Source organism: Aeromonas sp. 11P (assembly GCF_051920165.1).
Lineage (GTDB): Bacteria > Pseudomonadota > Gammaproteobacteria > Enterobacterales > Aeromonadaceae > Aeromonas > Aeromonas veronii.
Genome location: NZ_JBQBDJ010000004.1, coordinates 2,486,151 through 2,506,328, shown reverse-complemented (window position 1 = coordinate 2,506,328; position 20,178 = coordinate 2,486,151). Strand labels below are relative to the sequence as shown.

The following is a 20,178-nucleotide window of genomic DNA, read 5'->3' as shown; positions in this document are numbered from 1 at the left end:
TGGGCTTTTTTGTGCTTAAACTCTAATTTTGATGCTGTTATCAGGATGTGAACGCCGCTCTTTCTTTTGTCATAGAGATCGACTATAAGAATATGTATATACATTTGAGGTCGCTATGAACAAGGAACTGTTGAACTGCGAGCGGGTCTGGCTCAACGTGACGCCCGCTACCCTGAATGATGAGCTGGCCGACTACGGCCTGCTGCCGCTCCACGCCATCGGCGTGAAGGATGGCAAGATCCACGCGCTGGTGCCGATGGCCGAACTGAAGGGGTCGTATCCCGCTCACTGGCAGGATATGCGGGGCAAGCTGGTCACCCCCGGCCTTATCGATTGTCACACTCATCTGGTCTTCGCCGGCAGCCGTGCCGAAGAGTTCGAGCTGCGTCAGCAGGGGGTGCCCTATGCCGAGATCGCCCGTCGGGGCGGTGGCATCATTAGCACGGTGCGTGCCACCCGTGCCGCCAGCGAAGAGCAACTGTTCGAGCTGGCGTTGCCGAGGGTGAAATCCCTGATCCGCGAGGGTGTCACCACTGTGGAGATCAAGTCCGGCTACGGCCTGACGCTGGATGATGAACTCAAAATGCTGCGGGTGGCCCGCCGACTGGGAGAGGTGCTGCCGGTCCGGGTCAAGACCACTCTGCTGGCGGCCCATGCGGTGCCGCCGGAGTATCGCGATGATCCCGACAGCTGGGTCGAGACCATCTGTCAGGAGATCATCCCGGCCGCCGCCGAGGCGGGTCTGGCCGATGCGGTAGATGTCTTCTGCGAGCACATCGGCTTTTCGCTGGCCCAGACCGAGCAGGTCTATCTGGCGGCGGATCAATACGGCCTGCCGGTGAAGGGGCATATGGATCAGCTCTCCAATCTCGGTGGCAGCATGCTCGCTGCCAACTTTGGCGCCCTCTCGGTGGACCATCTGGAGTATCTGGATCCGGAAGGGATCCTGGCGCTGGCCCACCGTGGCGTGGTCGCCACCCTGCTGCCCACCGCCTTCTACTTCCTCAAAGAGACCAAGCTGCCGCCGGTTGCCACCCTGCGCAAGGCGGGGGTGGCGATGGCGGTCTCCTCCGACATCAACCCGGGCACAGCCCCCATCGTCTCGCTGCGGATGGCGATGAACATGGCCTGCACCCTGTTTGGTCTGACTCCTGTGGAGACGATGGTCGGGGTGACCCGCCACGCCGCCAAAGCGCTTGGCGAGCAGGAGCGCCTTGGCCAGCTTAGGGTGGGGATGGCGGCCGATTTCCTGATCTGGCACTGCGCCCATCCGGCCGAGTTGAGCTACATGGTCGGCGTCGATCAGCTGGCAGGCCGCATCTTCAACGGTGAGGAGACCCTCCATGGATAAGTTCAACCCGGTCGACATGTCGCTCTGGCAGGGACGACAGGATCCGGAAGATGGTGAGTTGGCCCTGCGCTGGCACGACAAGGTGCAGCCCTGGCAAGCCGACAGCGAGCCCGGCGTGGTGCTGCTTGGTTTTGCCTGCGATGAAGGGGTGCGCCGCAACAAGGGGCGTGTCGGTGCCGCCGGAGCGCCGCTGGCGGTGCGCAAGCTGCTGGCCAATACCGCCTGGCACCTGAATCGACCCGTCTATGATGGCGGGGATGTGAGCTGTACCGATGGGGATCTCGATGCCGCCCACGGCCGTCTGGCCGAGCGGGTCGCTGCTGCGCTCGAACTGGGCCACTTCCCGCTGGTGCTGGGGGGCGGTCACGAGGTGGCCTTCGGCAGTTGGAGCGGCCTCAACCGTCATCTTGGTGGCGAGGGTCGGGTCGGGATCATCAATTTCGACGCCCACTTCGACCTGCGCATGAAGCAGGAGCTGGCGAGCTCCGGCACCCCCTTCTTCCAGATTGCCGAGCAGTGCGCCGCTCAGGGTACGCCGTTTCACTACGCCTGCCTCGGGGTAGCCGAGACTGCCAATACCCAAGCCCTGTTTGCCCGTGCCAAGGCGCTGGGTGTGTGGCATGTGCTGGATGAGGCGATGACCCAGATCGGGTTGCCAGCCTTGCTAAGCGGGCTGGACGCCTTTATCGCCGATTGTGATCACCTCTATCTGACCATCGATCTCGACGTGCTGCCCGGCAACCTGATGCCGGGAGTGAGTGCCCCCGCCGCTCGCGGCGTGGAGCTGGCGGTGATCGAACCGCTGATCGCCCATATCCGGGCCAGCGGCAAGCTCAGGCTTGCCGATCTGGCCGAGTACAACCCGACGCTGGATCAGGATAACCGCAGTGCCCGCGTGGCCGCGCGGCTGGTTCATCTGTTGACCCGTTAACCCTTTGGCCGCCCGTCGCCGAAGGCACCCTATTGATACAACAAGGAGTGTGTATGTCTGTGCAACAGCAGGATCCCCGTCATGATCCTAACCGCGTGATCCGTGCCCCGCGCGGCACCGAATTGACCGCCAAGAGCTGGCTCACCGAAGCGCCGCTGCGGATGCTGATGAACAACCTGGATCCTGAGGTGGCCGAGCATCCCCAGTCGCTGGTGGTCTATGGCGGCATCGGTCGCGCCGCCCGCAACTGGGCCTGCTTTGACAAGATCGTTGAGGTGCTGACCCGGCTCGAGGAGGATCAGACCCTGCTGGTGCAATCCGGCAAGCCGGTCGGGGTGTTCCAGACCCACAAGGATGCGCCGCGGGTGCTGATCGCCAACTCCAATCTGGTGCCGCACTGGGCCAACTGGGAGCACTTCAACGAGCTCGATAAGAAGGGCTTGATGATGTACGGCCAGATGACTGCGGGTTCGTGGATCTACATCGGCACCCAGGGGATCGTGCAGGGCACCTACGAGACCTTCTTCGCGGTGGCCAACCAGCACTTCAACGGCTCGCCTGCGGGCCGCTGGATCCTGACCGGTGGTCTTGGCGGCATGGGCGGTGCCCAGCCGCTGGCTGCGACCATGGCCGGTTTCTCGATGATCGCCGTGGAGTGCGACGAGACCCGCATCGATTTTCGTCTGCGCACCCGTTATGTGGACAAGAAGGCTCACACTCTGGATGAGGCGCTGGCCATGATCGAAGAGGCCAAACAGAGCGGCAGCGCCGTCTCCGTCGGTCTGCTCGGCAACGCCGCCGACGTGTTCGCCGAGCTGGTTGCTCGTGGCATCACCCCTGACGTGGTGACCGACCAGACCTCCGCCCACGACCCGGTGCACGGCTACCTGCCGCAGGGCTGGAGCGTTGCCAAGTGGCGCGAGCTGCAACAGAGTGCCCCGCAGGAGGTGAATCTGGCCGCTCGTCGTTCCATGGCCCGTCAGGTGGAGGCGATGCTGACCCTGCAAGAGCGCGGCGCGGCGACTCTGGATTACGGCAACAACATCCGTCAGATGGCGCTTGAGGAGGGGGTGAAAAACGCCTTCGACTTCCCCGGCTTCGTCCCCGCCTACATTCGCCCGCTGTTCTGCGAGGGGATTGGCCCGTTCCGCTGGGTTGCCCTTTCCGGCGATCCGGAAGATATCTACAAGACCGATCAGAAGGTGAAAGAGCTGATCCCCGATGATCCTCACCTGCACAACTGGCTCGACATGGCCCGCGAGCGCATCGCGTTTCAGGGGCTGCCGGCGCGGATCTGCTGGGTCGGGGTCAAGGATCGGGTACGCCTCGGTCTGGCCTTCAACGAGATGGTGAAAAACGGCGAGCTGAAAGCCCCCATCGTCATCGGCCGCGACCATCTGGATTCCGGCTCGGTGGCGAGCCCGAACCGCGAGACCGAGTCGATGATGGATGGCTCCGATGCCGTCTCCGACTGGCCGCTGCTCAACGCCCTGCTCAACACCGCTGGTGGCGCGACCTGGGTTTCCCTGCACCACGGCGGCGGGGTCGGCATGGGCTTCTCCCAGCACTCCGGCGTGGTGATCGTCTGTGATGGCTCCGATGACGCGGCTCGCCGCATCGGTCGGGTGCTGCGCAACGACCCGGCCACCGGGGTTATGCGTCACGCCGATGCGGGCTACGAGATTGCCATCAACTGTGCCCACGAGGCGAAACTGGACCTGCCGATGATTGACGGCGTCAACGGTGTCAAAGGAAAGGTGTAACACCATGTTTGAATTGACTATTACCCCGGGCGAGCTGGATCTTGCCACCCTGCGCCGCGTCAGTCGCGAGCCGGTACATGTTTCACTGGATCCGGCCGCGTTGCCGGCGATCCACGCCTCCGCTGCGGTGGTTACCAAGGTGATCGAGCAGAACCGGGTGGTGTATGGCATCAACACCGGTTTTGGTTTGCTGGCCAACACCCGCATTCCGGTGGAGCAGCTGGACGAGCTGCAGCGCTCCATCGTGCTTTCCCACGCGGCAGGGATTGGCGAGTACATGGATGACGCCACCGTGCGGCTGATGATGGTGCTCAAACTCAACTCGCTGGCGCGGGGCTTCTCCGGCATCCGCTTGACTGTGCTGGAGGCCCTGATGACCCTCATCAACGCCGAAGTCTATCCGGTAGTACCGAAGAAGGGCTCCGTCGGCGCCTCCGGCGATCTGGCGCCGCTTGCTCATATGAGCTGCCTGCTGATCGGGGAGGGCAAGGCCCGTCACAAGGGCGAGCTGATCGACGCCGCCACGGCGCTGAAAATTGCCGGGCTCGAGCCTATCGCGCTGGCACCCAAAGAAGGATTGGCGCTGCTAAACGGCACCCAGGCGAGCACCGCCTTCGCGCTGGAAGGCTTGTTCCACGCCGAGGATCTCTACGCAGGTGCCATCACCATAGGTGCCATGAGTGTGGAGGCTGCGCTCGGCAGCCGTCGGCCGTTTGATGCTCGCATCCACGCGGTGCGCGGTCAGCGTGGCCAGATCGATGCGGCCGCCTGCTATCGCCACCTGCTGGTGGATGGCAGCGAGATCGGCATGTCCCATCACAACTGCGAGAAGGTGCAAGATCCCTACTCATTGCGCTGCCAGCCACAGGTGATGGGGGCTTGCCTGACCCAGATCCGCCAGGCAGCCGAGGTGCTGGTGTGCGAGGCCAACGCGGTCTCCGACAACCCGCTGGTGTTTGCCGAGGATGAAGACATCCTCTCCGGCGGCAACTTCCACGCAGAACCTGTTGCCTTCGCCGCCGATAATCTGGCGCTGGCCATCGCCGAAATCGGCTCACTTTCAGAGCGGCGTATGGCTCTGCTGATCGACTCTCGGATGTCCGGTCTGCCGGCGTTTCTGGTCAATAACGGCGGGGTGAATTCGGGCTTTATGATCGCTCAGGTCACCTCGGCTGCGCTGGCCTCCGAGAACAAGACCCTGGCCCATCCCGCCTCGGTGGACAGCCTGCCTACGTCGGCCAATCAGGAGGATCACGTCTCCATGGCGACCTTCGCTGGCCGCCGGCTTGCCGATATGGCCGAGAACACCCGTGGCATTCTGGCGGTCGAACTGCTGGCGGCGGCACAGGGGCTCGATTTCCGCGCGCCGCTGCGCAGTACCGAGCTGATCGAGCTGGCCAAGGGGCGACTGCGGGCAGAGGTGAGCTTCTACGACAAAGACAGGTACTTCGCGCCGGATATCGAAGCGGCTGCCGCCCTGCTGGGCCGTGCCAGCTACAACGACCTGATCCCGGCCGGGGTGCTGCCCAGCCTGTGAACCTGAGCACCCTTCTCCCCTGGCGGGAAAAGGGTTGGGGATGAGGGGGAAGCCGCTTCACTGGCGCCGGTGAGGTCCGGGAGCCGATAACAAAAGACCGCCCATCGGGCGGTCTTTGCGTCTCTGACGTTGGTTGAACGCGGTTATTCGTGCTCGAACATCAGGAACAGATAGACCACAAACAACACCAGATGGGTCGCACCATGGAGCACATTGGTGCGGCCGCTGCTGAAGGTTACTTTACAGACCATCAAGGTCGTGACCAGCAGCACCATATCGGCAGGGGAGAGGCCGAGGCGCACCTCCTGATCCAGCATGGAGCCGATAAAGAGCACGGCAGGCACGGTGAGGGCGATGGTGGCCAGCACAGAGCCGAAGTAGAGGTTCATTGCCCGCTGCAGCTGGTTGTTGAAGGCGGCCTTGATGGCGCCGACTGCTTCGGGGGCCAGCACGATGCAGGCCACGATAAAGCCGCCCAGTGCGGCGGGCGCGTCCATGACATGCACCCCGTAGTTGATGGGGATGGCCAGGGTCTTGGCCAGCAGGATTACCACCAGCAGGTAGGCGAGCAGCAGGATGGTGTGATAGACGTTGCTCTGCAGCGGGCCGTGGTGCTCCTCGTAATCCTCGTGATCGCTGTCGACGAAGAAGTGGCTGTGGCTGCGGGTCTGGATGAGCAGAAAGACCCCGTAGAGCAGGATCGAGATGATGATCAACATCCACGACATGGCGCGCGACATACTGCCGATTGCGCCACCCTCCGTGAAGTTGGGCAGCACCAGACAGAGCAGGGTCAGCGGGATGATGGCCACCAGATAGGATTTCACTCCGTCCAGATTGAAGCTCTGGGTGTGGTAGCGCCAGCCGCCAAACAGCAGGGTGAAGCCCACCAGACCGGTACTCACCAGCATCACTACCGCAAACATGGTATCGCGGGCCATGGTGGGGTTGGGCTCGCCGGTCAGCATCACCGAGGAGATCATCACCACCTCCAGCGAGATGACCGAGAGGGTGAGGATCAGGGTGCCGAAGGGCTCGCCCAGCTTGATGGCGAGGGCATCGGAGTGGCGCACCACCGAGAAGATGGCCCAGGTGACGATGGCCAGTAGTGCCGCCGATACCGGAAGATAGATCCCGAGCGGAGTTGTCTCTGTCAGCAGGTCGCTGCCGAGCGTCTTGAAAAAGAGCAGGGTCAGCAGGCCGACGGGCAGGGCAATCTCTTGCCGGATAACTGTCTTCATAGGCAATGGTTCTCTGTTGGGGGTCTGGACGACCGGGCGACATAAACAGGTTGCGCAGTTATCGATTGCACGATAACCGGCTCCTTATGATAAAGGCTGTTATCCCCGTCAGGGCAGATCATTTTGTTGCTGAATGTAAATAAGGGGGGGGGAAGGAGGCGGTTCGATTTCACGACGGAACCGGTGTGTGGTCTGCAGGGGGCTGTACCCGCCTGATGGCCGGGCTGGGCTATCAGCACAGCCAGCACCGGCTTGGGGATATCGATCAGCTTGCCAAGTTGTGTCGCGGTCAGATCCTGTAATGTCTGCGTCAGCTGGCCTTGCGGTATTGCTGTTGCCACTCCCGTTGCCAGAGAGACAGCATCTTCAGTGGCATGGGCTTGCCGAAGAAGTAGCCCTGTATTAGATAGACGCCGTGCTGGCTCAGATAGTCGACCTGGAGCTGACTCTCGACCCCTTCGGCGATCATCTCCATGCCCGATTCCCGACCAAAGACGATGATGGCGTCCAGTACGCTGCGCTTGAGGTCGTTGGTGCCGATGGTATCGACGAACATCTTGTCGATCTTGATCTGACGGATCCCCAGGCTCTGCAGGTAGGCAAAGCCACCGTAGCCGGTACCGAAATCATCCAGCTTGAAGTGATAACCCATCTGCTGCAGCAATGAGATCTCCTCGGTGGCCGCCTTGATGTCGAGGATCGGCTTGCGCTCGGTCAACTCGAAGGTGAGTTGGGCGGGGGAGGGGTTGTGGTTGTGATGGAGCAGGTTGCGCAGCAAGGGGTGCTCGATATGGGCTGCCACCAGATTGACGCTGACCCACTGCTCCGGCGCCAGCAGTGGCAGGTCGCTGATCACTTGCTCCAGTAACTGCTCGGTCATCGGCAGGATCAGCCCCTGCTCCTCTGCGTACTCGATAAAGGAGCCGGGCGGAATCAATTCATTGCCTCGTTGCCAGCGCAGCAGGGCCTCAAAGCCGACCACCTGTCGAGTTTGGCTGTTCACCACAGGCTGGTAAAAAGGCACAAATTCCCGCTTGGCCAACCCCGTTTGCAGCATCCCCTTCAGGGATCGCCGGTAGCTGCGCAGCAGCCAGTAGACGCTGGCAAACAGGAGCCCCAGCACGGCGCCGACCCATTTCCCATACTGATGGGTCAGTTGGGCAGCATACTTTTCCAGCTCAGTGCCTGCCCACAGGGTTTGTACAATGCCTGTGAATGGTTGTGTAAAGGTCAGGCTGTGACTGCTGCTCTCGGATTTGATGGCACTATTGCCACGGGGGAACACAACGGCTTGTACGTCACGCTGATCCTGGCGAAATTCAATGTAAAAGCAGTAGGCACAGGGGGTCATTAACCAGGTATTACTCCAGTTATTGAGCACCCAATATACGGTGTTATTACCGACCCGGTAATAAGCCACCATCTCTTGTTCTGTATTGAATCTTGCTGCTGTGGCAACCAGTCCTGTTTGCTTTTCCTTTAGCTCGGAAAGCGGTTTATCAAGGTTTAGCGGGATATCCGGACCCAAGCTTGAGCAACCACCGCCAGAGCCTAGTTTGATGCCCTGAACCCGGATATGGCTGTTATAAAAGCGATAATTGCGAAGCAGCGCCATATCTTGAGGGCCGCAATCGAACGTAAATCCGGCGAGTTGAGCCGTGATACTATCGGTCAGCTCTTTGCTGCGAGCGCTCATCGCGGCTTCAATTTCCCACTTCTTCTGTTCCAGCAAATAGCGTGAAAGCGGGGTGGCCAACAAGGGTGCCAATACCTGACTCAATACGATAGGCGCGCCAAGCAGCAATAGCGTCACCCAGAAAGAGGGCGTCTTGAATATTTTCAGCATAAACCACCATCGTGGTAATCGGATGCAAATGGGCTGAGCCATCATAGAGCATTAGTGCAATCAATTTGAGTCCGACTTGTCATACTTGTTGATTGATTTTTTAACTACATGATTTTAAATGTTTTTATTATTAACTTTGGCTAGATTCAATCGCTGACCTGTCATAAATGACAATTGCCCAGCTTATCCGAACTGCATTAGAGTAGCCCTGCGGTTTGACTCACCGTGTGTTCAATACTCCTGTATCTGTTTTTTGTCAGTAGCACAGAGTGTTAGTTTTGATATGAGTGTTCCTTTTGGTCCCCTTTGAGGGACCATTTTTCTGTCTGTCATCCCGCCCTTTCCCGCGTCTGTAGCCCGTCATCCTTGGTGTTCTCCCTCTGCTTTGGGTTATGCTTGCCCGCTTAAATTGCAGAAGCGGGATCTTCATCCATAGCTGTGGCCCGATCGCCGCTGCTACCATGAGGCGACATGGATGATGCCGGGCATACGGAAAGGCGCATGAAACTCACTACACAGCTTGTCTCATTTATCACCCTTTGCGTGATCGCAGCCATGGCGACCGTGCTGATTGGCGGGGTGTTCAGCTTTCGCGAGCTGGGCATGGAGTTGCAGCAAAAGAAGGTCGATGCGCTGGTCGAAGTGATCGACAAGCAGCTCGATGTTGCTCACGACATGGAAGATATGAGCCACTGGCTGCCTACCCTGCTGCGGGCTGCCCATGTGGTAGAGCTGGAGGTGCGCCAGAATAACCAGCGGGTCTACTGGTTCCGCGATGTGCGCAATCCGGTCGACGAACAGCTGCTGGTGCCATACAGCCACCCGCTGCCCCATCAGGCCGGCATGCAGGCCAACTTCAAACTGGAGCGCCCCTTCAAGGAGGCGGAATACTCCATCAAGGCGATGTCCGGCATCTCGCTGGGCATTTTTATCGTGGTGTTCGGTCTCTGGTACTCCATCCGCTGGCTACGCCAGCAGCTGCGCGGGGCCGAGCTGCTGGGCATTCGCGCCCAGCTGATCCTCGATGACAAACTCTCCAAACTGAGTCATGACCCCGCCGAAGAGTGGCCGGTGGCCGCCAGTCAGGCCCTCGATCATCTGCTCGCCGAGCTGGCGGATGCCCGCAAGGAGCGCAGCCGCTTCGACAACTTCATTCGCAGCAACGCCTTCGTCGACAAGATGACCGGCATCGGTAACCGGCTGTTTTTCGACAACCGGCTGGAGAGCGCCATCATGGAGGCGAGCGTGATGAGCGGCGGCGTGCTGCTGATCGATCTCGCCTGTCTGGAGGAGCTGGAGGCCGATCAGTTCGAGTTGTTGGGGCACGATTTGATGATGGAGGCGAGCGCCACCATAGGTGCCTTCGTGCGCAAGCATAACGGCGCCCTGCAGGCCCGCTACGCCGGTCAGGTCTTTGCGGTGTTGCTGCCCAATATGTCCGAGAGCGAGATGGTGGATAGCGCCAGCCAGCTGCTCAAGAGCCTGCAACGGCTGCACTGGCCGCAGGAGATCAATCCCGACACGGCGGTCTATCTTGGCGCCGTCTGTTATCAGGCAGAAGATAGCCTGCTCAAGGTGCAAGAGGAGGCGGAGCTGGCCCTCAAGAGCGCCCGGCTGCAGGGGCACAACGGCTGGTTCCTCTACGAGAAGCAGCTGGATGAGGAGCAGAGCAGCAAGGGGACAGTACGCTGGCGAACCCTGATCAGCCGCCGTCTCGAAGAGCACGGCATCGAATTTTATACCCAGCCGATCCAGCAGGATCGGGGGCAGGTGGTGCTGCAGCAGGAGTTGCTCACCTATCTGCACGACGAGCAGGGGCGTGCCCTGCAGGCGGGTATTTTCATGCCGATGGCGGAGAAGGTGGGCTTGTTGCTGCAACTGGATCGGTTGGTGGCGGAGCAGACCCTCACCCTGCTGCGCCAGCGCTCCGAGCAGAGCTGCCCCATCAGCCTGACCCTCAGTGCCCAGAGCCTGCTTAACCGCGAGTTCCAGCGCTGGCTCTTCTTCGCCCTGTTCCAGCTGCCGCGCAGCACCAACGAGCGGCTGATCCTGCAACTCTCCGAATCCCAGGTGACCCGTCACTTCGAGGCACTCAAGCGGCCGCTGCGTTCCCTGCGGATGCTCGGCTGTCAGCTGGCCATCGATCATGCCGGTCAGGATGTGGTGAGCACCCAGTACATCAAGGAGTTCGAGATTAACTTCCTCAAGCTGCACCCCAGCCTGGTGCGGGAGATCCACGCCCGTCAGGTCAACCAGATGGCGGTCCGCAGTCTGGTAGGCGGCTGCGCCAATACCCGCACCCGGGTGCTGGCGGTGGGGGTGGAGAGTGGCGACGAGTGGAAGATGCTGCGCCACCTCGGGGTGCATGCCGGGCAGGGGCCCTGGTTTGCCGAACCCCAGCGGCTGGTGCCGGAACAGGCTGGCGCGTGAGATAAACAACAGAGGGTCGCCTTGGGGCGACCCTCTGTTGTTTGCGGTTGCCGTCAGGTGGGGCTCACAGCCGCCCCTGCTCCCGCAGTCCGGCCAGCCCCTGCATGCCGCCGGTGTGGATAAAGACGATCTTGCTGCCGGGGGCGATGCGGCCCGCCGCCAGCTCGCGAAACAGCCCCCACATCGCCTTGCCACTGTAGATGGGCTCCAGCGGCAGGCCGGTGTCGGCGCTGAAATCCTGTACCCACTGCCAGAGGGCCGGGCTGAATTTGGCGTAGCCACCGTCGTGGTGCTCGAGCGCGATGCGCCAACCGGGAATGCTGGCGGCTGCGGGGTGGAGGCGGCACACCTCGTCAGCGATAAAGCCGCCCCCTTTCAGTACCGCAATGGCGAGGATCTGCTCCCGATCCCGTTTGCCAGCGATCAGGCCCGCCAGAGTGCCGCCGCTGGCGCAGGGCAGTACCCAGAGATCCGGCGAGAAGGGCACTTCGCCGACCAGTTCTGCCACGCCGGGGATGGCCAGCGGGCTACTGCCCCCTTCCGGCACGATCAGGGTATCGGGTGCATCGAATTGGGCCAGCCAGTCGGGATCCTGCCGTCGCCGGTAACTCTGGCGGTCGACAAAAACGAGATCCATGCCCCAGCGCCGGGCATCCCGTAGGGTAGAGTTACTGACGGCGTCATACTCGCCCCGTATGATACCGGTAGTACGAAGACCAGATTGGCACCCCGCAGCCGCCAGCGCGTGGATATGATTGGAGTAGGCGCCGCCAAACGAGAGCAGGTGCCGTTTGCCATGCTCTTTGGCATGCAGCAGGTGGTACTTGAGTTTGCGCCACTTGTTGCCGGAGATGGCCGGATGGATCAGGTCATCCCGCTTGCACCACAGCTCGACGCCATAGCGGGTCAGCAACGGATGGTGGAGGCGTTGCAGGGGGAAGGGAGGGTGGCTTGACCCTCTGACTCGGCGGAAAGGCTGGCTTGCAATGGTGAGTCCGTCTTTTATATGGAGGCTAATCTGCTGTTTATGTTAATATTTCATACATTTAATCAATATTGATGGGCGGGCTTACATGAAACAACTGTTCAGACGGTCGACGCCAAGCCGCCAGGTCGGGCTCTTGCTGGCCAATGACAGGATCATGCTGGCTGCGGTGGGCAATCCCCCCGTCTTCGCGACGCGCACCATCAACGGCCCACAGGAGTGGGCTGTGGCCATGAACGAGTTGTTCAGCCGTCATGGGCTGGCCAAGTCTACGGTGCGGGTGGCCCTCGCCGCCAGCCTTTATCAACAGATCCAGATCGACAAGCCTGCCGTGCCTGACGCCGAAATGGCGGGGGCGCTCCCCTGGGCCATCAAGGACTATGTCAGCGAACCCGTGCTGCAACTGGCGATGGATTATGTGGACTTGCCCACTCCGCCTGCCGGTCGTCCGCGCATCAATGTGATCTGCCTGCCCAAGAGCCGGGTGCAACAGCTGGCCGATGCCATCAACGGCATCGCCACCCTGCAATCCATCATCAGCGACGAATTGGCGCTCACCTCTCTCTATGACGCGGATGAGACGGTGCGCATGCTGCTGTGGCAGCCCAAGGGGCAGGATCTGCAACTGCTGGTCTTCCATCAGGGCGGCCTCTGCTTCTCCCGCCAGTTGCGCGGTTTTACCAGCCTGACTGGCGAACATGAGCCGGACAGCATGCTGCTCGATTCACTGGCGCTGGAGATCCAGCGCTCCCTCGACTATCTGGCGGGCCAGCTGAAATTGCCCGAGCTGGGGCAGATGCAGTTTGCCGTCGCCTCGCCATTTATCGGTACCCTGGTGCGCCACATGGAGCAGACCTTTGGTTTCGCTGTTTCCGCCATGGCCAATAAAGCGGTGCTGGCCGGCGTCGAATACCTCTCGGCCTATGCCGCCGCCATCGGGGAGGATGCGTGATGAAACGTCAGATAAACCTCTATGGCGCCGAGTTTCGCCCCAAGCGGCAGTGGGCCAGCCTCAATCAGATGGCGCTGGTATGGGGCTTTGCGCTGCTGCTGATCCTGTTGACGGGTGTCGGTTACAGCTGGCAGCAGCAGCAGGTCAGCCGGGCCCTGGCGCAGCGCTCTGCCGAGCTGGAGCTCAAGCGCAGCGAGGCGCAGCGGCTCGATGCCGAGCTGGCGCGCCATCAGGCGGATCCCCGGCTGCAACAGCAACTGGTCAACAAGCAGGATGAGCTGACGGCCAAGCAGGGGCTGATGCGCCAATTGGGCAGCCTGACCCTGCAAAAATCCCAGGGCTATGCCAGCGTGATGGCGGATCTCTCCCGCATTCGCAACAGCAACCTCTCGTTGCAGCGCATCGAGATCAACGAAGGGCGGATCAACCTCTCCGGCTTTGCTGGACGCAGTCAGGATGTGCCGGCCTGGGTCAACCGCTTCAAGCAGACCCCGAGTCTGGTGGGCAAGGAGTTTGGTGAACTGACCCTCGGCCGTGACAAGGAGGGGCGTCTGACCTTCCAGTTGAGCGGCATTGCGCGGGAGAAACCCTGATGAACCTGAAAGCACAATGGCAGGCATGGAGCCAGCGTATCGCCGTGTTGAGCCAGCGGGAGCGGGTGTTGATCCTGCTGACCGGCCTGGTACTGCTGGGCGCGGCCGGCATTTACGGCTGGCTCGATGGCGCCGATACCCGTCTGCAGCAGGACCGTATGGCCCTGAGCGCCGCCGAGCGCGACCTCGAGATCATGGAGCTGGAAAACCTCGGCAAACAGGCCCGGCTCAAGCGGGATCCCAATCAGGGAGTTCGCGACCAGCTGGCACAGGTCGAGGCGGATCTGGCCCGGATCGACGATGAGCTCAAGGCCCAGACCGTCGATCTGATCCCGGCGCACGAGATGCCGCTGGTGCTGGAGGCGCTGCTCTCCCGCTCCGCCAACCTTCACATGCTGGCCCTCAGTTCGCTGGAGCCGACCCCGCTGATGGCGGGAGAGCAGAAGGTCAATCTCTACAAGCATGGTATCCGGCTTCAGCTTGAAGGCGGCTATTTCGATGTGTATCAATATCTTAAAGCGCTGGAAGCCTTGCCGCGCCACTTTTACTGGAAGCAGTTCGATTATCAGGTCAAAGCCTATCCCGGCGCGGTGGTGGAGATGGAGATCTACACCCTGAGTACCAGCAAGGAGTTTATCCGTGGCTAGAGTATTTGCGTTGTGCTGTTGCCTGTTCAGCTTGCTGGTACAGGCACAGCAGGTCGAGGTATTGCAGGATCCCACCGCGCCGCTGGCGGATGTGGCGGTTGGCGCCCGTGCGACCGGCGAGAGCAGCGCCGGTTTGCCGAAGCTGCAGAGTGTCGTGTTGGGTAATGGCCCGGCACTGGCGGTACTCAATGGCAAGAGTTATCGGGTCGGGCAACAGGTGGACGGCTATACGCTGGTGGCCATCAATGCCGATGCTGTGGTGCTGGAAAAGGCGGGAAAACGCCATGCGGTAACACTGTTTGCCAGCAAGATCCGGGTTTGAGTCGTGCTTGCCTCTCGAGAGGTGAATCGGCTTTATCGAGTTTAATTGCAAGTCAGGGTGCCCTAATTACATGAAAAAACACCGTCTCTGTCTGATCTCCGTGGCCATGATGGCTGCAGGCTGTACCACGTATCAGCACCCCGAGCCGACCCAGGCCAAGGATGCTCTCAAACAGGCCATGAACGAACAGCAGAAACAGGCTGCCCCTCTGACCGCTTTGCCCAAATCGGTGCAAAGTGAATTGCTGCAGTTGAACCGGCCGCAGATGCCGGTCGGCATGCCGGAGAAGCGGCTGCGTATCGCGGCTCACGACGTGGAGGCTGTGGAGTTTTTCGGTTCCCTGTTCAAGGGCTCCCGCTACAGCGTGGCGGTTCACCCCGGGGTGGCCGGGCTGGTCTCCGTCGAGCTCAAGGATGTGACTCTGCCGGAGGTGCTGGCGGTGGTTGGCGACATGTATGGCTTCGACGTGCAGCGCAAGGGCAATGTCTTCCATATCTATCCGGCGGGTCTGCGCACCGAGACCATCCCGGTCAACTATCTGATGATGTCCCGTCGTGGCCTCTCCCGCACCTCGGTCAGTACCGGCGGGGTGACGGCCAATGACAGCAACAACGACAGCAACGGCAGCTTCGACAACTCGTCCAACAACAGCACCAATAACTCTTCCAGCAACAACTCGAACGGTGACAGCAGTAACGGCACCCGTATCGAGACCGATACCAACAGCGACTATTGGACCGATCTGCGTGACTCTCTGCAGACTCTGATTGGCTCTGGCGATGGACGCGCCGTGATCACCAGCCCGCAGGCAGGTCTGGTCACCATCCGCGCCTACCCGAAAGAGCTCAAGGCAGTGCGTGAATTCCTGAATCAATCCGATAGTCACCTCAAGCGGCAGGTGGTGCTGGAGGCGCGGATCATCGAAGTTGCCCTCAACGAAGGGTATGAGCAGGGGGTGGACTGGAGCGGTCTCTCCGCCAGCTGGGATGGCAACAAGGGGATTACCGGTGGCGGTTCACTGGCCAATACCCAGTTACCCACCACCCCTAATCAGATCTTCACTGCACTGGGTGGCGGCGCCGGTTTCAAGATCTCTGACGGCAACTTCAATGTGGCGGTCAACCTGCTCAAGACCCAGGGCGATGTGAATACCCTCTCCAGCCCCCGTGTCACCGCGACCAACAACCAGAAGGCGGTGATCAAGGTGGGGACGGACGAATATTTTGTCACCAATGCATCGACAACAACCGTGAGCACGACGAGCGGTGACCGAACAACTCCCAATGTAGAGTTGACCCCTTTCTTCTCAGGTATCTCTTTGGATGTAACACCACAGATCGATGAAGAGGGGAAGGTGCTGCTGCATATCCATCCCTCCGTTATCGATACTGAAGAGCAAACCAAGACCATAAAGGTGACAGACAGCGATACGCTGGTGTTGCCGTTGGCGAAAAGCTCCATTCGAGAGTCCGATACCGTAGTGCAGGCCAATAACGGTGACATCATCGTTATCGGCGGCCTGATGAAGACCGACAAGCAGGAGATCGTCAGCAAGGTACCGCTGCTGGGGGATATTCCCTGGGTGGGTGAAGCCTTTACCAACCGCCGCGAGAGCACCAAGAAGGTGGAGCTGGTGATCATGCTCAAACCGACCGTGGTGGAGAAAGATACCTGGCAAAACGAGCTGCAACGCTCTTCTGAGCTGCTCGACAAGTGGTATCCGGCCAAGGGCTGACCCATGACACCAGATGCGGTCACCCTTATCCCGAACGGCCTGTGCGGCCTTGCCAGCACAGGCTGCTTGCTTGCCGTGGCAGGTGAGGTCTCATGTACCTGACCCACTTCGGCCTGCAGGAGGCACCGTTCAGCCTCACTCCCAACACCGGCTTCTACTACGGCCTGCCGCCTCACGAAGAGGCTCTGCAAGTGCTTAACTGGGCGCTGGCGCAGGGGGAGGGCTTTATCAAGGTGACCGGCGAGGTGGGTACCGGCAAGACCCTGCTCTGCCGCAAGTTGCTCAGCGAACTGGGTTCGGAATCGCGTCCGGTGCGGCTTGCCTGGTTGCCCAATCCCCACCTCACTCCGGCCGAGCTGCGCATCGCGCTGGCACTGGAGCTGGGGTTGGCGGTACGGGATCAGAGCGAGCTGGATCTGACCGATCGTATCCATCGTCACCTGATCAGTCTGCACCAGCAAGGCAGCCGGGTGGTGGTGCTGATCGACGAGGCGCAAGCGCTGCCGGACGAGACCCTGGAGGCGATCCGCCTGTTCGGCAATCTCGAAACCGAATCGAGCAAGCTGCTGCAGATCGTGCTGTTCGGCCAGCCGGAGCTGGATACCAGACTGGGCAAGCCGCATCTGCGCCAACTGCGCCAGCGGATTGGCTTCTCCTACTGCCTGCGGCCGCTGCGTTTTGACGAGACTCGCGCCTATCTGGAGCACAGATTGCAGGTCTCCGGGTATCGCGGGGCACCGCTGTTCGCAGGTCGCGCCATGCGTCTGTTGTGGCGAGCATCGCGAGGGATCCCGAGACTTATCAATATCCTGGCGCAGAAGTGTCTGATGCTGGCCTATGGTCAGGGTGTGCGTCAGATCGATAGCCATCTGGTACGGCTCGCCATTCGCGATACCGACGATGCCAGCCGCTTTGCGCTACGGCGCTGGTGGCCCCTGTTACTGTTGCTGGGGTGCGCCCTGGCTTATGGAGTCTGGCCATGAGCGTTATCAACCAGATGCTGAAAGATCTGGATCGGCGCCAGCAAGGATCCGAAGGTGCTGCCGTCTATATTGCCCCTGCGCGCCAGCAGGGATGGTGGATGTTGCTGTTGACCCTGATCTGCGGTCTGGCACTGGGGATCCTTGGTTGGCGAACCTGGATCTACTGGCAGCAGACCCATACCGTGATGGCTGCCAGCGAAGTGATCGCCCCCGATGTGGTGGCAAGGGCCGCCGCGCCAGTCAGCCAGCTCGAGCCGGTCGAGGTGGCGGCTGCGCTGCCGCTGCCAAGTCAGGACGAGGTGAATGATGAGGCAGGCGAGAGTGACTCGGCCGACGTGGCCGACGGTGCGCCCTTTGATGCCTCCAGCGATGTTGACGAATCCGAGCCGACCGATGAAGAGCTGCAGCCCGAGCTTTACGCCGAACTGGCGGCAGAGCAGCAGGCCGTCGCCAGCGCGCCGCGCAAGCCGAGCGTATTGAAGATCGAGACGGTGGAGCTGTCGGCCAAGGAGCTGGCGGCGCTGGCGGAGCGCAAGGCGACCACCGCCATGGCCAAGGGAAGCCTGCGGGATGCGCAGGACAACTACTATCAGGTGCTGGCCCACGATCCCTACAACCAGGGGGCGCGCGAGCAGCTGGCGGGGCTGCTCTACGGCGAGGGCCGCCTGACCGAGGCGCGTCAGCTGCTGGAAGAGGGGATCCGTCTCGATCCCCAGCAGGCCGATTTTCGTCTGCTACTGGCCCGTCTTGCCATCAGCGAGGGGCAGCAGCAGCAGGCGCTTGGCTGGTTGTCCGGCTATCAGCCGGATCTCGCCAGCAACATGGACTACTACGCCACCTGGGCCGGGCTGACTCAGGAGCTGGGCCAGAATGCCGATGCGGCGGCGCTCTATGTGAAGCTGCTGCGTCAGCAGCCGGATCAGGGCCGCTGGTGGCTTGGCCTCGGCGTGGCCGAGGATGGTCAGGGTCACAGCCAGCGGGCGCTCGATGCCTATCGCAACGCCTTGCTGCACGGCAACCTCGGCGAGGCGTCGACCAACTGGCTGGAACAACGAATTGGCCAACTAACCCCTTGATAAACAGCTGGTTCGATTAGCTAAGTGGAATCGGATGCGGCAACGGGTGTGAAGTAACAGAGATCGGAGCAAACATGGCACAACCCAGACTGAAAATGCGCCTCGGCGACCTGCTGGTACAAGAGCAGATCATCTCTGATGATCAGTTGCAGCTTGCCCTGCAGCAGCAGCGTCAGACCGGCCGCAAGCTGGGCACCACCCTCATCGACCTCGGCTTTATCAGCGAGGTGCAGCTGCTGCAGTTCCTCGCCCGTCAGCTGGATGTACCCTTCTTCGATCTCAACAACCTCACCATAGATGCCGCCGCCGTGCCGCTGTTGCCCGAGGTGCAGGCGCGCCGTTACCGGGCGCTGGCGGTCAATCTCACCGACGACCGGGTAACGGTGGCCATGTCGGATCCGGCCGACTTGAGTGCGCTGGATGCCATCGCTGCCCTGCTCAGCCCGCGCATCATGGTGCTGGCGGTTGCCCGAGAAGGGCAGCTGCTGGAGTATTTCGACCGGCTCTACCGCCGTACCCGCGAAATCGAGGCTTCGCCGAACAGCTGCAGGAGGAGTATCAGGACTCCGGCTTCGAGCTGGGCTCCAGCAATCTGGGAGCTAATGATGAGGGGGAGGCTACGGTGGCCAAACTGCTGCGCTCCCTGTTTGAAGACGCGGTGCAGGTTGGCGCCTCGGATATCCATATCGAGCCGGACGAGAAGGTGCTGCGCATTCGCCAGCGGATCGACGGCATTCTGCACGAGAATATCCTCAACGAGGTGCGGATCGCCCAGGCGCTGGTGCTGCGCCTCAAGCTGGTGGCGGGGCTCGATATCTCCGAGAAGCGTTTGCCGCAGGATGGCCGTTTCAACATGAAGGTGCGCGGTCGCGATGTGGATGTGCGGATGTCCACCATGCCGGTGCAGTATGGCGAGTCGGTGGTGATGCGTCTGCTGGATCAATCCTCCGGCATCCTGTCGCTGACCGAGACCGGCATGCCGCCTGAGATCCTGACCCGTTTCCGTCGCCAGCTCAAACGCCCGCACGGGATGATCCTGGTGACCGGCCCCACCGGTAGCGGCAAGACCACCACCCTCTATGGCGCGCTCTCCGAGCTCAACCAGTCCAGCAACAAGATCATCACGGTAGAAGACCCGGTGGAGTATCGTCTCTCCCGCGTCAATCAGGTGCAGGTCAACCCCAAGATCGGCCTCACCTTCTCCAACGTGCTGCGCTCCACCCTGCGTCAGGATCCGGACATCCTGCTGGTGGGTGAGATGCGGGACAACGAAACGGTGGAGATCGGCTTGCGTGGCGCCATCACCGGTCACCTGGTGCTGACCACTCTGCACACTAACGATGCGGTGACCAGTGCCTTGCGCCTGATCGACATGGGGGCGCCCGGCTATCTGGTGGCGAGCGCCCTGCGGGCGGTGGTCGCCCAGCGGCTGGTGCGGCGGGTATGTGAGCACTGCGTCGAGGAGAAGGCGCCCGACGAAGGGCAGGCCACCTGGCTCACTGTGCTCTCTGGCGAGGCGCCTAGTCAGTACATCTATCACAAGGGGCGGGGTTGCCAGAGCTGCAACTTTACCGGTTATTCCGGCCGGATCGGGGTCTACGAGCTGCTGGAGCTGGATCAGCCGATGATGGATGCCCTGCGCCGCAACGATGCGGAAGGGTTCGCCAAGGCGGCCCGTCAACACGAACACTACCGGCCGCTGGCCCTCACTGCCCTCGATTATGCCCGTCAGGGGATCACCTCGGTGGACGAGGTGCTGCGACTGGCCGAGGATTTGGGGTAAGCG

Annotated in this window: 16 protein-coding genes and 1 pseudogene; 13 read left to right on the top strand and 4 right to left on the bottom strand. The window is 61.3% G+C overall.

All coding sequences use genetic code 11. From position 1 onward, the window contains the following. Positions 1-115: 115 nt before the first annotated feature. Genes hutI through hutH form a run of 4 tightly spaced genes read left to right on the top strand, consistent with a single transcriptional unit; the run spans position 116 to position 5,582 of the window. Positions 116-1,351: an imidazolonepropionase gene (gene hutI / locus ACTG1P_RS11500; protein WP_440001332.1), complete on the top strand. Its 1,236-nt coding sequence runs from the start codon at positions 116-118 to the stop codon at positions 1,349-1,351. Continuing rightward, positions 1,344-2,282 (top strand): formimidoylglutamase, encoded by a 939-nt coding sequence (gene hutG, locus ACTG1P_RS11495; RefSeq protein ID WP_440001331.1) that lies wholly within the window; start codon positions 1,344-1,346, stop codon positions 2,280-2,282. Before hutI ends, hutG begins: the two co-directional genes overlap by 8 nt. A gap of 53 nt (positions 2,283-2,335) precedes the next feature. Continuing rightward, positions 2,336-4,045, top strand: coding sequence for a urocanate hydratase (hutU, locus tag ACTG1P_RS11490; RefSeq protein WP_440001330.1), 1,710 nt, complete (start codon positions 2,336-2,338; stop codon positions 4,043-4,045). Between the two features lie 4 nt (positions 4,046-4,049). Beyond that, positions 4,050-5,582 (top strand): histidine ammonia-lyase, encoded by a 1,533-nt coding sequence (hutH, locus tag ACTG1P_RS11485; protein WP_440001329.1) that lies wholly within the window; start codon positions 4,050-4,052, stop codon positions 5,580-5,582. Between the two features lie 143 nt (positions 5,583-5,725). Here the strand turns inward: hutH and ACTG1P_RS11480 are convergent, their stop codons facing one another. From ACTG1P_RS11480 to ACTG1P_RS11470, 3 genes are all read right to left on the bottom strand, one after another. Then, positions 5,726-6,823 carry a calcium:proton antiporter gene (locus ACTG1P_RS11480; RefSeq protein ID WP_440001328.1) on the bottom strand — a complete coding sequence of 366 codons (1,098 nt, stop codon included), beginning with the start codon at positions 6,821-6,823 and terminating at the stop codon, positions 5,726-5,728. Between the two features lie 310 nt (positions 6,824-7,133). Further along, a complete protein-coding gene (locus tag ACTG1P_RS11475; RefSeq protein ID WP_440002302.1) occupies positions 7,134-8,498 on the bottom strand; it encodes an EAL domain-containing protein in 1,365 nt (454 codons plus the stop codon). A gap of 28 nt (positions 8,499-8,526) precedes the next feature. Continuing rightward, entirely contained in the window at positions 8,527-8,721 is a 195-nt protein-coding gene (locus ACTG1P_RS11470; protein WP_278174336.1) for a hypothetical protein, read from the bottom strand. A 449-nt stretch (positions 8,722-9,170) separates the two neighbouring features. Between ACTG1P_RS11470 and ACTG1P_RS11465 the strand changes: the two genes are divergently transcribed. Next, complete coding sequence (locus ACTG1P_RS11465) at positions 9,171-11,099, top strand: EAL domain-containing protein (RefSeq protein ID WP_278169767.1); 1,929 nt, start codon at positions 9,171-9,173, stop codon at positions 11,097-11,099. Positions 11,100-11,163: 64 nt separating this feature from the next. Here ACTG1P_RS11465 and ACTG1P_RS11460 read toward each other — a convergent pair whose 3' ends face one another. Continuing rightward, the gene (locus ACTG1P_RS11460) at positions 11,164-12,087 is read right to left on the bottom strand and encodes a 1-aminocyclopropane-1-carboxylate deaminase/D-cysteine desulfhydrase (RefSeq protein WP_440002301.1); all 924 of its coding nucleotides are present in this window, start codon (positions 12,085-12,087) and stop codon (positions 11,164-11,166) included. 85 nt (positions 12,088-12,172) lie between these two features. Here ACTG1P_RS11460 and ACTG1P_RS11455 point away from each other — a divergent pair, with 85 nt between their 5' ends. The 8 genes and pseudogenes from ACTG1P_RS11455 (at position 12,173) to mshE (ending at position 20,175) form a co-directional block, all read left to right on the top strand. Then, on the top strand, positions 12,173-13,036 hold the full coding sequence (locus tag ACTG1P_RS11455; RefSeq protein ID WP_005340015.1) for a hypothetical protein: 864 nt from the start codon (positions 12,173-12,175) through the stop codon (positions 13,034-13,036). After that, positions 13,036-13,629, top strand: a complete 594-nt coding sequence (locus ACTG1P_RS11450) for a PilN domain-containing protein (protein ID WP_005348605.1) — start codon at positions 13,036-13,038, stop codon at positions 13,627-13,629. Before ACTG1P_RS11455 ends, ACTG1P_RS11450 begins: the two co-directional genes overlap by 1 nt. Further along, positions 13,629-14,276 carry an MSHA biogenesis protein MshJ gene (locus ACTG1P_RS11445; protein ID WP_421338719.1) on the top strand — a complete coding sequence of 216 codons (648 nt, stop codon included), beginning with the start codon at positions 13,629-13,631 and terminating at the stop codon, positions 14,274-14,276. The genes ACTG1P_RS11450 and ACTG1P_RS11445 overlap by 1 nt, the downstream gene beginning before the upstream one ends. Beyond that, a complete protein-coding gene (locus ACTG1P_RS11440; protein WP_440001327.1) occupies positions 14,269-14,598 on the top strand; it encodes a SctD/MshK family protein in 330 nt (109 codons plus the stop codon). The genes ACTG1P_RS11445 and ACTG1P_RS11440 overlap by 8 nt, the downstream gene beginning before the upstream one ends. A 70-nt stretch (positions 14,599-14,668) precedes the next feature. Next, the gene (gene mshL, locus ACTG1P_RS11435) at positions 14,669-16,333 is read left to right on the top strand and encodes a pilus (MSHA type) biogenesis protein MshL (RefSeq protein ID WP_440001326.1); all 1,665 of its coding nucleotides are present in this window, start codon (positions 14,669-14,671) and stop codon (positions 16,331-16,333) included. Between the two features lie 92 nt (positions 16,334-16,425). Further along, positions 16,426-17,316, top strand: a complete 891-nt coding sequence (locus tag ACTG1P_RS11430) for an ExeA family protein (protein ID WP_440001325.1) — start codon at positions 16,426-16,428, stop codon at positions 17,314-17,316. Further along, a complete protein-coding gene (locus ACTG1P_RS11425) occupies positions 17,313-18,392 on the top strand; it encodes a tetratricopeptide repeat protein (RefSeq protein WP_440001324.1) in 1,080 nt (359 codons plus the stop codon). Before ACTG1P_RS11430 ends, ACTG1P_RS11425 begins: the two co-directional genes overlap by 4 nt. 74 nt (positions 18,393-18,466) lie before the next feature. Next, positions 18,467-20,175, top strand: a pseudogene (gene mshE / locus ACTG1P_RS11420) (MSHA fimbrial ATPase MshE). Positions 20,176-20,178: the final 3 nt, after the last annotated feature.